The sequence below is a fragment of the Vibrio ouci genome, assembly GCF_004551525.1.
GTDB classification, from domain to species: domain Bacteria; phylum Pseudomonadota; class Gammaproteobacteria; order Enterobacterales; family Vibrionaceae; genus Vibrio; species Vibrio ouci.
Genome location: NZ_SATR01000062.1, coordinates 1 through 14829, shown reverse-complemented (window position 1 = coordinate 14829; position 14829 = coordinate 1). Strand labels below are relative to the sequence as shown.

Annotated in this window: 16 protein-coding genes and 1 pseudogene; 14 read left to right on the top strand and 3 right to left on the bottom strand. The window is 49.8% G+C overall.

Annotated elements, in window-relative coordinates; translation table 11 throughout:
• Nucleotides 1-465 precede the first annotated feature (465 nt).
• Both ELS82_RS26435 and ELS82_RS21895 read left to right on the top strand, forming a co-directional pair.
• On the top strand, nucleotides 466-627 hold the full coding sequence (locus ELS82_RS26435; protein ID WP_167489455.1) for a hypothetical protein: 162 nt from the start codon (nucleotides 466-468) through the stop codon (nucleotides 625-627).
• A 205-nt stretch (nucleotides 628-832) separates the two neighbouring features.
• Nucleotides 833-1180 (top strand): GNAT family N-acetyltransferase, encoded by a 348-nt coding sequence (locus ELS82_RS21895; RefSeq protein WP_134837343.1) that lies wholly within the window; start codon nucleotides 833-835, stop codon nucleotides 1178-1180.
• Nucleotides 1181-1237: 57 nt separating this feature from the next.
• Here ELS82_RS21895 and ELS82_RS27035 read toward each other — a convergent pair whose 3' ends face one another.
• From ELS82_RS27035 to ELS82_RS21885, 3 genes are all read right to left on the bottom strand, one after another.
• Nucleotides 1238-1846 carry a hypothetical protein gene (locus ELS82_RS27035; protein WP_244230849.1) on the bottom strand — a complete coding sequence of 203 codons (609 nt, stop codon included), beginning with the start codon at nucleotides 1844-1846 and terminating at the stop codon, nucleotides 1238-1240.
• A 162-nt stretch (nucleotides 1847-2008) separates the two neighbouring features.
• Entirely contained in the window at nucleotides 2009-3076 is a 1068-nt protein-coding gene (locus ELS82_RS27030; RefSeq protein WP_244230848.1) for a hypothetical protein, read from the bottom strand.
• Nucleotides 3077-3518: 442 nt separating this feature from the next.
• On the bottom strand, nucleotides 3519-3974 hold the full coding sequence (locus ELS82_RS21885; RefSeq protein WP_134837342.1) for a helix-turn-helix domain-containing protein: 456 nt from the start codon (nucleotides 3972-3974) through the stop codon (nucleotides 3519-3521).
• Nucleotides 3975-5024: 1050 nt separating this feature from the next.
• Between ELS82_RS21885 and ELS82_RS21880 the strand changes: the two genes are divergently transcribed.
• The 12 genes and pseudogenes from ELS82_RS21880 to ELS82_RS21825 form a co-directional block, all read left to right on the top strand.
• Nucleotides 5025-5402 carry a hypothetical protein gene (locus tag ELS82_RS21880; protein ID WP_134837341.1) on the top strand — a complete coding sequence of 126 codons (378 nt, stop codon included), beginning with the start codon at nucleotides 5025-5027 and terminating at the stop codon, nucleotides 5400-5402.
• A gap of 71 nt (nucleotides 5403-5473) precedes the next feature.
• Nucleotides 5474-5767 (top strand): type IV conjugative transfer system pilin TraA, encoded by a 294-nt coding sequence (gene traA / locus ELS82_RS21875; RefSeq protein ID WP_134837340.1) that lies wholly within the window; start codon nucleotides 5474-5476, stop codon nucleotides 5765-5767.
• A gap of 14 nt (nucleotides 5768-5781) precedes the next feature.
• Entirely contained in the window at nucleotides 5782-6084 is a 303-nt protein-coding gene (gene traL / locus ELS82_RS21870; RefSeq protein WP_134837339.1) for a type IV conjugative transfer system protein TraL, read from the top strand.
• 11 nt (nucleotides 6085-6095) lie between these two features.
• The gene (traE, locus tag ELS82_RS21865) at nucleotides 6096-6665 is read left to right on the top strand and encodes a type IV conjugative transfer system protein TraE (protein WP_134837338.1); all 570 of its coding nucleotides are present in this window, start codon (nucleotides 6096-6098) and stop codon (nucleotides 6663-6665) included.
• Complete coding sequence (gene traK / locus ELS82_RS21860) at nucleotides 6662-7405, top strand: type-F conjugative transfer system secretin TraK (RefSeq protein WP_134837337.1); 744 nt, start codon at nucleotides 6662-6664, stop codon at nucleotides 7403-7405. Before traE ends, traK begins: the two co-directional genes overlap by 4 nt.
• Nucleotides 7392-8873: a TraB/TrbI/VirB10 family type IV secretion system protein gene (locus ELS82_RS21855; RefSeq protein ID WP_341867197.1), complete on the top strand. Its 1482-nt coding sequence runs from the start codon at nucleotides 7392-7394 to the stop codon at nucleotides 8871-8873. The genes traK and ELS82_RS21855 overlap by 14 nt, the downstream gene beginning before the upstream one ends.
• Nucleotides 8874-8887: 14 nt before the next feature.
• Complete coding sequence (gene traV, locus ELS82_RS21850; RefSeq protein WP_134837336.1) at nucleotides 8888-9274, top strand: type IV conjugative transfer system lipoprotein TraV; 387 nt, start codon at nucleotides 8888-8890, stop codon at nucleotides 9272-9274.
• A gap of 2 nt (nucleotides 9275-9276) precedes the next feature.
• Nucleotides 9277-11871: a type IV secretion system protein TraC gene (gene traC, locus ELS82_RS21845; protein ID WP_134837335.1), complete on the top strand. Its 2595-nt coding sequence runs from the start codon at nucleotides 9277-9279 to the stop codon at nucleotides 11869-11871.
• Nucleotide 11872: 1 nt separating this feature from the next.
• Complete coding sequence (gene traW, locus ELS82_RS21840; protein WP_134837334.1) at nucleotides 11873-12547, top strand: type-F conjugative transfer system protein TraW; 675 nt, start codon at nucleotides 11873-11875, stop codon at nucleotides 12545-12547.
• Nucleotides 12548-12573: 26 nt separating this feature from the next.
• On the top strand, nucleotides 12574-13548 hold the full coding sequence (gene traU, locus ELS82_RS21835) for a conjugal transfer pilus assembly protein TraU (RefSeq protein ID WP_244230850.1): 975 nt from the start codon (nucleotides 12574-12576) through the stop codon (nucleotides 13546-13548).
• A 12-nt stretch (nucleotides 13549-13560) separates the two neighbouring features.
• Entirely contained in the window at nucleotides 13561-14262 is a 702-nt protein-coding gene (gene trbC / locus ELS82_RS21830) for a type-F conjugative transfer system pilin assembly protein TrbC (RefSeq protein ID WP_244230847.1), read from the top strand.
• Nucleotides 14246-14829: pseudogene (locus ELS82_RS21825) on the top strand (type-F conjugative transfer system mating-pair stabilization protein TraN); the annotation flags it as partial. The gene trbC and the pseudogene ELS82_RS21825, both read left to right, overlap by 17 nt.

Genomic DNA, 14829 nt, shown 5'->3' with positions numbered 1-14829 from the left:
TCTAGTGTTGCTAAATCACCACTCAAAGGTACCAATCTATGGGTGGTGAACTGAACAGGGTTGGTACTACCGCTCTCAAGGACACGGCGCGCCGAAGCGCCCCCGCCCAGCCCACCATAATTTAGATAGTACAATTCCTAATCGAATCGACTATGTTCAGGTGTGCCGAAGCCGCACATAAAAAAACCAGCAAAAAGCTGGCGTCTATGCGCCTTGAGAAAATAAAACGGGGTACCAATCCCGACACTGGATTTTGCCAGTGCGTGAGTAGGTTAGCGTAGGTTGTTGAGAGGTGTCAATTGGTTATAGTCGGCTTATGTCGGTCTTAGTCAGTTCAATAAATAACCAATAAAGTTGACAGATTCGTCAGGTTCAAAGAAAATTAAGGCGTCTGTAAGACTCACTGATATGCAGTTAGATCAAGCAGACACGAGAGTTACCATTTTAACCGAAAGGGTACTGATAATGGCAATAAAGAGTAGTACATTCGGGCGACTAGAGCTTTCAGGTGAAGATGCTAAGCAATTTGCAAAGCAAGTTCGCGAAGCAAAAGTTAACCCACATGCAAAGAAAGCGCTAGCACGTAGTCGTGAAGCCTTAGCTAAAATGCGCGCTGCGCAAGCATAGTAGTTCCCTGCCATACGGGAACTACTAACTATTCTATTCGAAAACTTTCCCCTTCTGATAACTGCAAAAAGTTTCGTTCTGGCGATCAAGCCTTCGCTCCTTTAAAGACCTTCCTACAAAAACATGCTTGTAACTTTCAAGAGTCGATGATTGGCATTAGTTATGTCTGTATTGAGCGTAATTATGACAATGAAGAGACGCCTACATGACGCTGACAAGCTGTGAGATAGATCTTGGCGATGCATACGCTGTAGATGATTGCCCAAAGGCTAATCGATATGCCACTCTACCCGCTTTAAAAATCACGCGTTTAGCGGTCGATGCCAACCAGCGCGGAAGCGGCCTTGGTTCTGTATTGGTCGATATGGCGATCGCGATTGCATTGGATGAAATTGCTCCAGCGATAGGTTGTCGCTTTTTGACTGCAGATGTGAAGACAGAAGCGGTCGATTTCTATTATAAGAATGGTTTCAGCTTCCTAGATACACTAGAGAATTATGAAACCGAACATCCCGCGATGTTTATCGATCTTAAGACCTTAGAAGCATTTTGAGTCAATCGCCGGACAAAACCAGTCCCGACACTGGATTTTTCCAGTGCCGGGAAATATCTAAATAGATTTCGATATCAAATCTGCTTTAAGCAACCCACCCTTAGTTAATAGCTTCGGAGAGAAGTTAGGGTTACGGCGTTGTTTATACGCGGCTAGTATTTTTTGAAGCCCAGCAGCCTCCAATAGAGAGATGTTAATTTCAGTATCCATATCAGCCGCATCAATAAAGTCTTCAGAGAATTCAGGTGCAACGATTAATACCTGAGCAACTCGATGACCATTAGCTTCGCAGCGTTTAACGTATGCTTTAACTTGTCTTGATGTGGTGGAGTATTTAGCAAACTGTCCATTTTTAAATGACTTAGCTTCACCAACTATAACGTCATCATTTTCTAGGGAAACAATAATATCGGCTTTATCTTTCGCTGTATTAATGTCCTTTCGTAGATCTTCATCTACGTTCATTCCTAATTGCTCAAGAATAGAACGAGTCGCTTCTTCGAACTTAACGCCGATATCACTTTCTTTTATGTCAATTCCTGCGGCTTGTAACCCTTGAAGGTCGCGACAGGCCAGCAGATGGTAGTTTTCTATTAACTTATCATTCGCGCTGGCAAAGCTATCTATAATCTGACTGCGTGGATTTCCTCTCCTAGCCAGCCCCATATCATTCCTTATGGTCTTGATTTCATCATTGCTGTAGAGATATAGGATATCGAGCGGTGTTATACTCAGAGCCTTCAATCTCTCAGGGTCCAGTGTTTCCTTGTTCTCGATTTCAAAGTCAGCTCTTATTCTTTCCTCAACATTTGGGGCAGTTTGGGATAACTACTCCAATAGTTCCTTATAACCACTGACACTTAATGCGTTGAATTCATCTTCTTCAGACGTTTTCAGATAATCGATCAGTACGTCAATTCTGTCATGCAGGCGCGTACCAATACGAGTGATATCTAAATCCATATCTTCGATTAGAAACTTGATGCGTTCTTTTCTTTGATTCTGTGTAGCATCTTCACTGTGTATATCACTCATCAAGATATTTCTGATTGATAGACCCGAGTGAGCGATTGTAGATATCTTGTCTTGTCTCTCAATACCTCTTGTTTTGTAGCCATGATTTTTGAGGATATTCGACAGCTCAGCATCAGAAAGTGATCTTAAAATTCTCAATACGAACTTATCGTGAATTTCTTTACCCAGCACTTCATGGAGAATTTCTACAACTTCATCGGCCACCATAATTTCTGAGCGTCGACGGTTAATTAGAATAATGCCATTTTCTCTTAAGTACTCTAAAGCTCCTTCAATACCGAGCTCTGGTATTGGATCAACAGAGTGCTCTATGGCGTTTACTTCTTCTCTGGAAAGACCTAATCGCTGGGATAGTACATTTAACACCCCGCGCTCATCTTCGGAAATCTTTGCCGTTCGATTAGATTTGAGGTCATTGTTAAAAGCGGTGTGCATACAATCACGATAGATATCGAGTCGGGTTAATCTGTCATAGTCGCTCGATTCATTTGCTTTCATTTCCTCAACTAATGAACTCGCTAGCGTATTTATTTCTGCATACTCTTTAGCGTATAAGCTTTCAATCCAAGGAATCGTCGCTATACAGTTGCCGTCGCGAGCTAGGATGTTTATTAGTAGTGAGGCTTGAGGACCTCCAATAGCGACTTGTTCGACGATATGCTTCTTGAAATGCTCCTTAACGAGACTAAATAACTGATTTATTTCGTTGCCTGATGCAGCCTTTAGTTGGCCATCAATCTTATCGAGTTGCTTAGCTAGTTGAGGATCACTTTTGTTATCCTGACAAAGTTTGTCAATACAGTTAATGAACTTTGAACGTTCAACTTGGTTGGTGTGATTCAACACTTGATTCAGTTTCATAATTGAGAAACCCCATAAATAATACGGAAGACGGTTAATGGATAATAACTCTGAGCATTTTCAAGAAGCATGAAATAATATGAAACTGTTAACTATGTCACCCGTAGAATATTCAAACTAATAACCGTATCTCAACATTCCAAGTCGGTAAGACTTTATCTCACATCACTAAGCTACAGAAAACGTTTAATAATTTCGCCACAAACAGCATTTCTTACTGCTTATGTTGTTATCGTTACTCAACAATTTGCTTTTTGAATCACAAAGAGATGCCGATCTATAGGTAGTGTTGCGCGCTGATTGACTCGCAAGACGAAAAGTACTACTGTCTACTCACAACTTCCCTCCTTCGGGCGAGATTAAATTCGACACTCGATGCGAGGACCTATTAAAAAAGCCGCCACTTCATGTGGCGGCTTTTCTATTGATATTGTCGTTGGCCTTATGCAGGCACAACACGCAGCCACTGATGATTTTGCACCTCTAAGATAACGTCGTACATCATGGCTTCCGCTTCACTATCTGCGAGTTTCTCTAGTAGGAACCTTAAGCTACTGTCTTCATCTATCGACTCTAAAAACAATTGTCTCATCAGTAAATCGACTGTTTTAGGAATGGCGCTTTCGCCCTTCTCCCATCGACCGACAGTTTGCTGATCTACTCCCATAATGTCGCCTAATGCGCGGCGAGAATGGTTAAAGGTCTCACGTAAAAATCGCAGTTCTGCGCCTGTGAGAGCCTGTGGTTTTGTCGCTAAGTTTGATCCAATCACAGTGTGCAGGGCATTCATATCATCAATGCTCAGGTACTCTTCACCTTCAAATATCTCTAGAGTGTAACCATTTTTCAGATACACATTAGGCAAGCCACACTCTGTGTAATGATAACCTGTGCTCATTTTATTACCTCACTTGCTACTAGCCTGATAATGTCGGTGCCATTATCGTCAATTTTTTTATAGTTTTATCAGCGTCAACACAAAAACCGTCGGGTCACTTTCATGCCTTCTCAACACTAATGGCAATCTAATCGTTGAACCAGATGCCACCCCCTCGATATTCATCTGCCAGTTGCTATCAGGCCGTTCGAAAGGGGATTCATGAAAGCGATTAGAGCGACTTTTCAGTACGTTCATCACTTGCAAAATAGTGATTTACCGTTCATTCATCCTTTCTCGCGCATGTTTTGATATCTTGATTCTCCCTGTATGATTCGTTGCCAAATCACATACAATACGCCTTGCCGTATTCGGTGTTAATGGAAACTCGGCAACAACAAGAAGTTGTGTACCCTTACTCATAGTCAATTTACCTTTTAACTACTCAAGCAAAACAAAAAGTTGCGCCACTCTAAAACACATTGAGATGGACTTATCGCTAATCACTACCTTGTATCAATTTGATATATAACATTGCTTCTACGCTTCACAACCAACACCTCTAATAATCGCTCCACTCTGCCCCCTGCAAGATGAACTTGATAAATGCTCTCCTCCTGTTCGTTGTGCGTTTACGCTCTTTTCGCACATTGCTCCTATTTCTCATTCCACCATACTGACTCCGTTGATATCGCATTGTTAGAGCTTCGAAGCGTCACGTCGACGCATTGCATCTTTAACTTCTGCACATAACAACATCTCGAGAGTTGGCTGCTCTCACTGCTGAAGGCGCCACAGAAGGGCGCAGGCCAGCGTAAAAATCACCTAACCAAATACAGGCGCCTGTCGATGAGGCGCAGACCAATGCCCATGTTCTGGGGGTGCATGCTCGCATCATCATCCGGTTTGTGGGAACTAATTGGGAGTATCATCGAGCCCTTTTTATTAAAAAGGCGAGCGCGACTACACGCGCTCACAAGCCAGTTTGTAGCACGAGCTCTGGGAGGGGCTCCTTCGTTTATCTGACTTTACTGATTCAGCAACACTCTACCCTGAATTTAAGGAGGACATATGAGGATTGTTTACGGGATCTGCGGTAGCAACATCGCCGAACTGATTGGTCAACCGATTGACACAGAGAGCACCATTTTGAAGGTCAAAGCGTTACACCGTATAGGTGAGCATCTGATCTTTGCCGCTCTTATCAACACCACTGGTTCGATTTTTCAACCAACGGTGCTACCACTATGCGTCATTGTCAAAAATCAGCCCACTGTTCACCGAGCAGGCACGTTGCCATCCGCGAACATTGATGCTCTCAAAGGGCGACAGCGCAAAAAGTACCTTAGAAAACTCAAAAAGTGGCAACCACTGACTCCGGAGAACTGGACGCTGCACATCAGTCGTAAACTCGCGATCAAGTGCGGTTGTAAATTCCTCGAAGCCTGACCGGGGGAGCTCTCCCATAACTCATACGCGGCGCGATTTTTGAGCGCCCTTAACCCATGAGGTACCGTTGTATGCCAACTGTTAACTCACCCATAAGCCGCCAGATGGTTCTACTCCTTTTCGCTGTGGTCCTCTTTGGAATCGCGGCTCCCTCCTTATCTGCCGATCTGTTTAGTGCAGGCAAGGAAACGATCAAATCCACCGCGGGCGACGGCTCTGCAGCCGAAATGGCCATGCTCACTGCTGGCGCATTTGGTGGCGCCGTCACCGGATTTGCGACGCGAAACTGGTTTGGAGCCATCGGAGGATTTGCCGGCGGCATGATCTTCTGGGAAGTCATCAAGCCGCTGGTCGGACTGTCATAAACAGGAGCTACGTCATGGACAACCAACGACTGTTTTACTCGATCCCCAAGCACATCAATAAAGGCAAACGGATCTCCGGCCTTCCGAGAGATGAAGTGCTCCCGAGTACCTTTGTGTTTGTGTGTTTTTTCATCATGGGCAAGTACCTGATTGGCTTCATCCTGGCCGCAGTTTGGTTCGCCGGACTGCGTTATATCAAGGTCCAGTATGGGGACAACATCATTGCCTTAACGTTGTACTGGTGGGGCAGCGCTTCTCTCAGTCAGTACATCTTCCGCCATACCCCGCCAGCGCAGTGTCGCTACTGGCTCGCATAGAGGGAACCGTCATGGACAATCAACACCAAGGCCACCTACTCGCTCTGAGTAAACTGCTTAACCTTCTTCTGGTCTTTGGGTTTCTCGCCATGACTGTGGTCAGTCTGGTGTTGGGACTGAGCCTGGCAAAAGCTTCATCTGAAAAAAGCCGAACGCTGGTGCCACCCACGCTATCACAAGCCTTCACGGTGTCAGATACCGCGGTCGATGCCCCTTATCTTCACCTGATGGGGGAATACTTTCTCAAACTCAAGCTCAATGTCACGCCAACCAATGTGACTAGGCAGTACGGCTTGCTGCTCGACTATGTTCCGGCCGAGAACTGGGCCTCTATTCAGCCGGTACTCATCGAAGATGCAGAGCATATTAAAAAGTACAACACCACCAGTCGCTTCGATGCCCTTCCGGGCAAAACTCACGTCTCTCTGCAGACGATGCAGTTCAAACAATCGGGCCATCTTATCAAAACGGTTGGCGACCGAACGCTGCCGGCCGAGCTGACCACCTATGTTGTCCAGATGGCTTATCGCGACGGTGTCATCGAGCTGATTGGGATCAAGCAGCAAGGAGCAAAGCAATGAAAATTTATACATGGCTGATGGGAGCGCTTCTTACCTGCGTGAGCCCTGTTGGTGTCACTGCAAATGTGCAAAAAGCCACGGTTGCGTTTGCTGATGGCGATACCATCCCCATTCAGCTCTCTTCGGTGAACATCAATCGCCTGTTGGTCGAAAGCGACAAGATCATGAATATCACCTGCCCGCACGGCTTTTGCACCACAAGCGGCGTTCAGAAAGACAAGACAGGCTCAATTTCACTGAAAATAAACGTCGCGCTTCCCTTTACCGCGCACGTATTAACCCAGAAAGGGCGCCTATTTGCCTTATTCATCACTCCAAAGGCAACACCAGGCATCATCACGGCCTTTTCGCCCACAGATCGCCACCTCTCAAAGCCATCCGTATTTGAGCGTGACTTTGATTATCCTTCTGCCATCGCCCAATTCACCAAGACGATGATGCTATGGAAAAGACAGGGGACGGCCATCGAGGGTTTCAGCGTGCATCCTGTGGATCCCAAAACTCTGCCCAAGAAGGACACCTCACTGCCCGTCACGCCGCAGACTGTGTTCGTAGGCCGCGCTTACTCGGGCATTATTTATCAAGTAAAAAACATGTCGAGTGACAGTGTCACCCTTACTACCGCGCAGTTTTACAGTTACGCCGCGCGCAGTGCCGCTCTGGATGAGACTGAGCTCGCACCGGGTGAGGCCACCACCCTGTACCTCGTTACTGGTGGAGGGATCAATGATGTTCGCTAGTTGGAAGAAACGCGTCTTGCGTGATGCGCAAGGCGAGTTCGAACAAGGCGATGATATCAATCGTCATACCGCTTTTCGTAACGGTGCTCTGACTCTGATCGTAGTCATTGCTCTACTCATTTGCGCGTTCGGGCTTTATCAGTACACCCGGCCACCTAAGCCAGACAAATCGAGCCAGAGCTCTGAGCCCGCCGAGTTTGGTGCCATCATCGAACAAGGGTTTGTTGAAAAAGACAATCAGTCGGCCCTGACACTGCAGCAACACACCCTGTCGAGTCTGAGAAAGCATGTCGCGGATCTGGAAGACAACCTGCGTACGTTACAAGAAGAGACTCAGCGCAATCTCGAGCGGGCTAAAAAAGAAACCACGCGCCTGGTCGAAGATAAGGTCCGCAAGGAGTATCGCGAGCGAGAGGCTGAGCTGGAAGCTCGCATTCAGGCCTTTGAACAAGCCGAGAAAACTCTTTTAGATCCAATGCCACACTCAGCCACTGACGCTCAGGATGCCATCAATGAGCCGGAGGTGTTCGGGACGCGGCCACTCCCGCCTCGTCCGGCGGTAAGCGCCAGCCACAACCCTGACATCGCGCAGATGCAATACCCGGCCTCTGATCAACGGCCCTTCAAGCGTAGCGAGTTTGACAGTCATGACTTCATCTGGGACACCCAAGACGAAGAGAGAGATCGCCGAACAACCGACAACTATGTTCCAACCGGAACCTTTGTCACCGCAGTCGTCACCGGAGGAGCCGATGCCAATGCTGGCGTGCTGGGTCAGGGCGACACCACTCCGGTGGTGTTTCAAACTGTGCATGAAGGCATCCTGCCCAATGGCGACAAGTCGAGGCTCAAAGACTGCACCATCACGGCGGCCGCTTACGGCGAAGTGTCTTCAAGTCGCGGCATCGTTCGCACCCACCGCATCAGTTGCATTCAGGACAAGGGGCACATCTTAGATGTGGCCGTTAAAGGGACTGCCTTTAACTTTGGTCGCAACGGGATCCGAGGTACCACCATTTTAAAAAACGGTGACATCGTTCAGATGGCGGGCATTTCAGGGATCCTGACAGGTATCGGTGAAACGGGCAAAGCCCTGTCTCAAACCACGACCACTTCCCCACTCGGCTCGACCACCACCCTATCGGGAAAAGATTCTGCGCTCAATTTACTCGGCAATGCGACCGCCAGTGTCGGCGCAAAATTGTCCGACTATTACATTGGCCTCGCCGAATTGTATCACCCCATCGTCGAAATCAACCCGGGCGCAGTGGTCAATATCGTCTTTCTCGAGGGCTTTCCCCTCGATCCATTAAAAGCCGAAGACTATGAACGCGCCCAAGCACAACAGCAGATGAGCAGCCAGTCGAACCAGATCTTGGATGTCATCACCAATACGCCACTTAACCCGCTCGCGGGACAACTGTCAAAAGAGGGCATTGACGTGCCTGCAACCCCTTTTGGCCGCTGAGCAAGGAGACCGTTATGTTAAGAATTGCATTCTCATTAGGCTGGACACTGCTGTTACTGGGCTGCGCCGCGGGTTTGGAAGAAGACTACAGCTGCAGCCAAGTAGGCGGTACGCCAGGCTGCGTCAGCATGGATGAAATCCGGTCCAACCTAAAGACCTATGTGCCCTCTGGCTCCTCGGCCACACCTCATCCGACGCCCCCTGTGGTCACGGACTTTACGATTCTGCCAAGGCGCAACCGACACGGCGAGCCCAGCCGAACCGAGGACGTGGTTAAAAAGATCACCATTTTTCCGTTTATCGATACGCGCGGGCACTACGTCGATACCACCGACATCTACCTGATCCTCGATGACAGTCGCTGGACCGGGCGACCCGCAAGCGCCATCTGGGAGGACTGACTATGCGTATTCCTTATTTCCTGAAATCGAACGCGGGCACACTCAGCGCGTTCTACCAGGACGTCAAAAAGCACCAGAATCATTTTCATCACGAGTTGCCCTACCGCACCTTTGATTCGGACAACAAGATTTTCTGTAACCGGGCCTCACACGGGATAGGATTCAGGCTCAGTGTGAGCGCCGGCGCCAATGACGAGTTGGTCCGCTCGCTCAATAAGATGGTGTGCGAACTGCCTCAGGGAGACAAATGGGATTATCAGTTGTCCCTGTTTGGCCATAACCGCATTGCACACTATCTGGAAGCCAACCAGCAGCGTCTGAGTCAGCGCGGTGGCATCTGTGAAACTCTGGCCAAAAAAGAAGCGCAGTACGCACAGTTTGCGGCGACGCAGGGCTTTTTCCACAAACATCGCCATCGCTTTGATTTACGTGACTATGACGTTTACTTCTTTATCTCCACCCCGACCAAAGACAACGAAGCGCTGCTCGACTTGAGCGCCATAGTAGAAACCGCGTTAAGTCAGTTAGGCATCGATACGCAAAAACTCACGCCTAAAGGGCTGATCACCTTTACCGGCGATGTCTTAAACTTTGATGCGCTGCAGACGCGCCCTACAGAGCGCAGTTATAACGGCTACGATCCCATCAATCAGCAAGTCATGTCTCCCGATACCGAGCTGCTTGTCCACCGTGAGCATATTGCGTTTCGTCATACCAACCACGATGGAAAGGAAACCGAGGGACTCACCGTGTGCATGGGGCTCGCCCGAACCCCGAGCGATTACCGGCTCAATATGCTGCCGGAATGTTTTGCTTCGATTCGAAATATCGCCCGGCATGTCACCTGCCCTCATTTGCTGACTTTAAACTTTCGCCAGCAAGTGACCGGCAATTTTGAGCATGACAATAACCGTAAGATCTCCGATCTGACCAAAACAGTCGGCTCCCCACTGTCGATCATCATGCCCACAGCAAAAGATGAGTTAGAAGAGCGCAAAGAACTGCAGAAGGGACTTGGCGATAAAGAGTTTTCCATCAGCTCGATGGTTCTCAACCTGACCCTGTTTACCAACACGCGCCAGCAACGTCGTGATGTTCAGGCGGCGAAAGAAGCCTTTTCTGCAACTGGTCTGGATATACGCCGCCAGGTGATGCTGCAGGCGCAAAGCCTCCTGACCGCCTTGCCCTTCACCATGAGCGAAGGTCTGTGGCGCGACTGCGCGCTCGCCGGTAAGGTGTGCTCGCTCAAGAGCTCCAATCTGGTCAACCTTTTTCCCATTGTGCTCGATATCAAGCGGCTTACCGGCGGACTGTTGCTGCCGACAATGCGTGGCCAGCTTTCATTTTTTGATCCATTCTGCTGCGGAAGTGACAACAAAAACATCGCCTTAACCGGCGGTTCGGGCGCCGGAAAAAGCTTTTTTGTTCAGAGCATGGCGAAGTCAGTCTACGCGTCCGGTGGCCAATGCTGGATCCTCGACAGAGGCGCCAGTTACAAAAAGCTGACCCTGATGCTTGGCGGAACCTACCTTGATCACCGCAATATCTATTTAAATCCGTTCACTCATCTGGGCAAGATGATGGCCAGCGCCAAAGCAGCCAAAGAAGAACTGCACTATGTCAACGATGAGGGGCAACAGGAGCACGTTGATCCGATCAAGGAAGCACTGAGTAACATTACCGCCCTGTTTGCGACCATTGCTTCACCGTATCAGGCTCTGGAAAGCTACCAGCTCGCCGTCCTCGGTGACGCCATCATTCACGCCTGGGAAAGTAACCAGACCGAGACCCAAGTGGACGATGTTCGCTCCGCTCTGTTTAAACTGGCGAAAGAGTACAACGACGACCGCCGCATCCATGACATTGCCGTACAGCTCAACAAATACTGCAGTGACGGTATTTTCGGCGATACCTTTAACAAGCCGTCAATGCTGGATCCCTCGGTAGACATCACCACCCTTGAGTTAGATGGCTTTAATGAAGATGTGCTGCGCCCGGTGATCTTCGCGTTAATCGTATCCATTAATCAGCAGATGTACCTGTCAGGCTCTCGCTCAACACCGAAGATGTGCATCATCGAAGAAGCCTGGAGCCTGATGAGCGGCGCCAACGCTCAGGCACGCTCTTTCATCAACACCGGTTATCGCACCGCCCGTAAGTTTGGCGGCTCTTTTTGCACCGTGACACAGGGCATCATCGATTTCTTTGCCAATGAGGAAGCCCGGGCCAGTTACGATAACTCCGATATCCATATGGTGTTAAGGCAAGGCGATGGCTTTGATAAGTTCCTGACCGACAACCCGAAAGCCTTCAGCGAGTTGGACGAGCGGATCATAAAAAGCTTTCCACGCGCCAGTGACGCCGGATACAGCTGCATTCGGATCAAAGCCGGTGGCCATATCTCCTATCATCGCATGTTCTCTGATCCATTTTCCCGCGCCTGTTTAAGCACCGAGCCTCATGAGTTTGAGTACTGCGAAAAGCTGATGAACCAGGGTATGCCATTAATGGACGCCATCAATGCCACCGCCGAGCATTTTTACGGACCGGAAATCGTTGCCTTCGAACGTGCATTGCGCTGCCAGGAGGGAGAGTGAGATGAAGACGCGCCTTTTACTTACCCTATTCAGCGCCAGCCTGCTTTCTCATGCGCCTCTGATTGCCAAAGATCTGGGCCGCATTGGGGCGACCTTTCCTATCGGAGAAATCGATATGCTGATGTGGATAGAGCAGCGCTTAAAAGGCTTTGAGCAAAGCGGTGAACTGGCGAAGATGCAACAGGCGTTTGCCCGGCGCGTCAGACAAAGCGTCGAGACTCCGCAGCCACTGCCCTTAACCACGACCACCTCGCCCGATACGTTCAGGGTCGATCCGAGTCTCACCCTGGCCACAGATCTGAAAGACGCCAACGGCCAGGTGTTTGCCAAAGCCGGCACGCGGATCAATCCGTTTGATGCCCGGACCTGGCCGGAGCAAAGCCGATTGGCACACCAGTTTGAATACTCGCATGTGCTGGTGTTTATCGATGGCCGAGATGAAAAGCAACTGGCGTTTGCTCAACGCTTTCAATCCGCCAAGCCCATTAAATGGATCCTGACCGGAGGGAGCCCGAATACCCTCTCTGAGCGGCTGAGTCGCCGGCTCTACTTTGATCAGCAAGGCAACCTGTCACGCAAACTGCGCATCAAAGCCGTGCCGAGTCTGGTTGAACAGTCGGGCACCCAGTGGCAGATCACCGAGTTTGATGTCAGTAATGAGGAGAGCAGACCATGAAGATCAACGCTCGCGTAACCCTACTCATGAGCCTTTTCCTGTTGAGCCCAGTGGCACAAGGGGGAGCCACCTGCTCAGGACAGTTCATTAACCCGATGAAAGACATCTGCTGGAGCTGCATGTTCCCGATGACACTGGGCTCTGCGCCTATTGTGCCGTCCCAGTACCCTGATACCCGCAATCCGTCGATGCCAATCTCCTTTTGCCCTAAACCACCCCCAGTGTTTATGCAGATAGGGTTAAACATCGGTTACTGGGAGCCGTATGCCCTGACGGATGTGACCCGAGTGCCCTACTGCATGGTCAACATGGGTATGCAGCTTAGCGGCGCCAATATGCAGCGGATTGGGGGGCGAAGCAGTGCCAGAGATTCAGGCAGCAGTGACGGCGGGTTCTATCACGCCCACTGGTACAAATACCCGGTGATCTACTGGCTTCAACTGATGCAGTCCACCGCCTGTATGGCCACCGATGCCTTTGATGTCGCCTATCTCACTGAGCTCGATCCACTTTGGAACGATGATGAACTGGCGTTCGTTCTCAACCCGGAAGCGATTTTATTTGGTAGCCCTATCGCTCAGTTGGCGTGTATTCCAGAAGCGATCGCGACCAGCACTAACACCGCACTGCCCTTTGATGCACTGTTTTGGTGTTTGGGCTCGCAAGGCAGTGCCTACCCCCTAACGGGCAACACCAATTACCGCGATACACCAATCCAGGCTGGCACCCTCATCATGGAGAGGCTCAATTACAAGCTGCACAGGCAAGGCATTGTCTGGGAGACCAGTGGTGAAGATGGCGCCGTCTGCTACCAGTACCCGACCCCCATTCTGCCTAAATCCCGTTACCGCTATCAGATGAGCGCGCCGTCCCCGGATGCCCAGTGGTGTCACCCCTATACCACCACCACCGCGATATGGGAGATGGGCCATGACAATCCAACGACCGGCGATAACTTTGGTTATGTCCAGTGGCGCAAACGCAACTGCGTCTTTTTATAGGAGAGCGGATAGATGATGCTACGCACCAAGCCTTACTACCGGGTAATCTGGCTACTGCTCTATCACAGTATGGCCAGTGCCAGCAGTGGCTATAGCCCTGATGAACTTAACGCGCTGGCCGGGCGTGAACAACGCAGCCTCAGTGCTCCGCCTGCCTCAATACAAGCGACTCTGCCTGACGAGCGTCCCTTTATCGAAGCCGCCCGCGCTCAGGGCCGCTTATGGCATAAGCGGCTAACCCCTTCAGCGTTACAAGGGTTCGCCTCACCGCAACAGTTCAACCCCAACACGACGCCATCAGGGGTGATGGTGTTTGTCTCTCTGTCCATGCCTGACAGCAGTCTTAGAGCGCTACTGAAACAGAGCGAAGCCTGGCAAGTCCCTTTGGTTATTCAGGGCGTGTTACCTGAAGGATTTATGGCCACGACCGACAAAATCCAGCGCTTACTCAAAACGAGCAAAAAAGACACCATAAACAGTGGGTTCACGATCAGCCCTGAGTGGTTTCAAACCTTCAATATTGTCGATGTCCCAACGTTCGTTGCGGTTAAGCCCGGACGATGCTTACCCAAACAACCGTGCGGTGAACGCGACTACGACATCGTAAAAGGCAATGTCTCCATCGCGGACGCACTGGCGCACCTTGCTCAGGGAGATAACCCCGATGTCGTGCGTCGCCTGTTAGAGAGGAAACACCATGAAAACGACGAGTAGTGCGTGTCTCATCCTGGCTCTCAGCTTTCACGCTTTCGCTTCTGAGCGGTCAATAGCCGATCAACAAAAGCAATATCAGGATCACCTCGACTGGGCCAAAGGTGCCCAGCAGGCCATCCCGGAAAAGGCTAAAGACCAGCTCAATCTTAATGATTACTGTGGTAGCGCCGAGTGCATTAACCAAGTTCACAATCCGCCGCAAAAAGCGCTGAATGACGCCACCATAAAGCAGCAAAAAGCGCGCGAGTTTCTGGCTGATGAAAACGCCAATGCAGTGAAATCTCAGTTCGACAAAGGACGGCCCGATATGAAAAGTGATCCGGCGACCCGCTTTGCTTTGCTGGGGCAAGAGCAGGCGTATGCCATCACGCATGGCATCTCCAATGCGTACGTAGATTGTAATAGCGGCACTCAGTGCCAGACCGAAAACCATCAACGGCGTTGCGCACAGCCCACCCAGACGCCCGTGATTTGTCATGAGACACCTGTCGTAGATAAACAGGAAATCACCACGGGCAGCGTTTCCTTTCGTTACAACGGCTTTACTCCTGTGCGTTACACCTTACC

Bases quoted from the DNA above. Each gene is read 5' to 3' on its own strand.
- ELS82_RS26435 (WP_167489455.1), top strand. From the start codon at position 466: ATGGCAATAAAGAGTAGTACATTCGGGCGACTAGAGCTTTCAGGTGAA.
- ELS82_RS21895 (WP_134837343.1), top strand. From the start codon at position 833: ATGACGCTGACAAGCTGTGAGATAGATCTTGGCGATGCATACGCTGTA.
- ELS82_RS27035 (WP_244230849.1), bottom strand. From the start codon at position 1,846: ATGGGGCTGGCTAGGAGAGGAAATCCACGCAGTCAGATTATAGATAGC.
- ELS82_RS27030 (WP_244230848.1), bottom strand. From the start codon at position 3,076: ATGAAACTGAATCAAGTGTTGAATCACACCAACCAAGTTGAACGTTCA.
- ELS82_RS21885 (WP_134837342.1), bottom strand. From the start codon at position 3,974: ATGAGCACAGGTTATCATTACACAGAGTGTGGCTTGCCTAATGTGTAT.
- ELS82_RS21880 (WP_134837341.1), top strand. From the start codon at position 5,025: ATGAGGATTGTTTACGGGATCTGCGGTAGCAACATCGCCGAACTGATT.
- traA (WP_134837340.1), top strand. From the start codon at position 5,474: ATGCCAACTGTTAACTCACCCATAAGCCGCCAGATGGTTCTACTCCTT.
- traL (WP_134837339.1), top strand. From the start codon at position 5,782: ATGGACAACCAACGACTGTTTTACTCGATCCCCAAGCACATCAATAAA.
- traE (WP_134837338.1), top strand. From the start codon at position 6,096: ATGGACAATCAACACCAAGGCCACCTACTCGCTCTGAGTAAACTGCTT.
- traK (WP_134837337.1), top strand. From the start codon at position 6,662: ATGAAAATTTATACATGGCTGATGGGAGCGCTTCTTACCTGCGTGAGC.
- ELS82_RS21855 (WP_341867197.1), top strand. From the start codon at position 7,392: ATGATGTTCGCTAGTTGGAAGAAACGCGTCTTGCGTGATGCGCAAGGC.
- traV (WP_134837336.1), top strand. From the start codon at position 8,888: ATGTTAAGAATTGCATTCTCATTAGGCTGGACACTGCTGTTACTGGGC.
- traC (WP_134837335.1), top strand. From the start codon at position 9,277: ATGCGTATTCCTTATTTCCTGAAATCGAACGCGGGCACACTCAGCGCG.
- traW (WP_134837334.1), top strand. From the start codon at position 11,873: ATGAAGACGCGCCTTTTACTTACCCTATTCAGCGCCAGCCTGCTTTCT.
- traU (WP_244230850.1), top strand. From the start codon at position 12,574: ATGAGCCTTTTCCTGTTGAGCCCAGTGGCACAAGGGGGAGCCACCTGC.
- trbC (WP_244230847.1), top strand. From the start codon at position 13,561: ATGATGCTACGCACCAAGCCTTACTACCGGGTAATCTGGCTACTGCTC.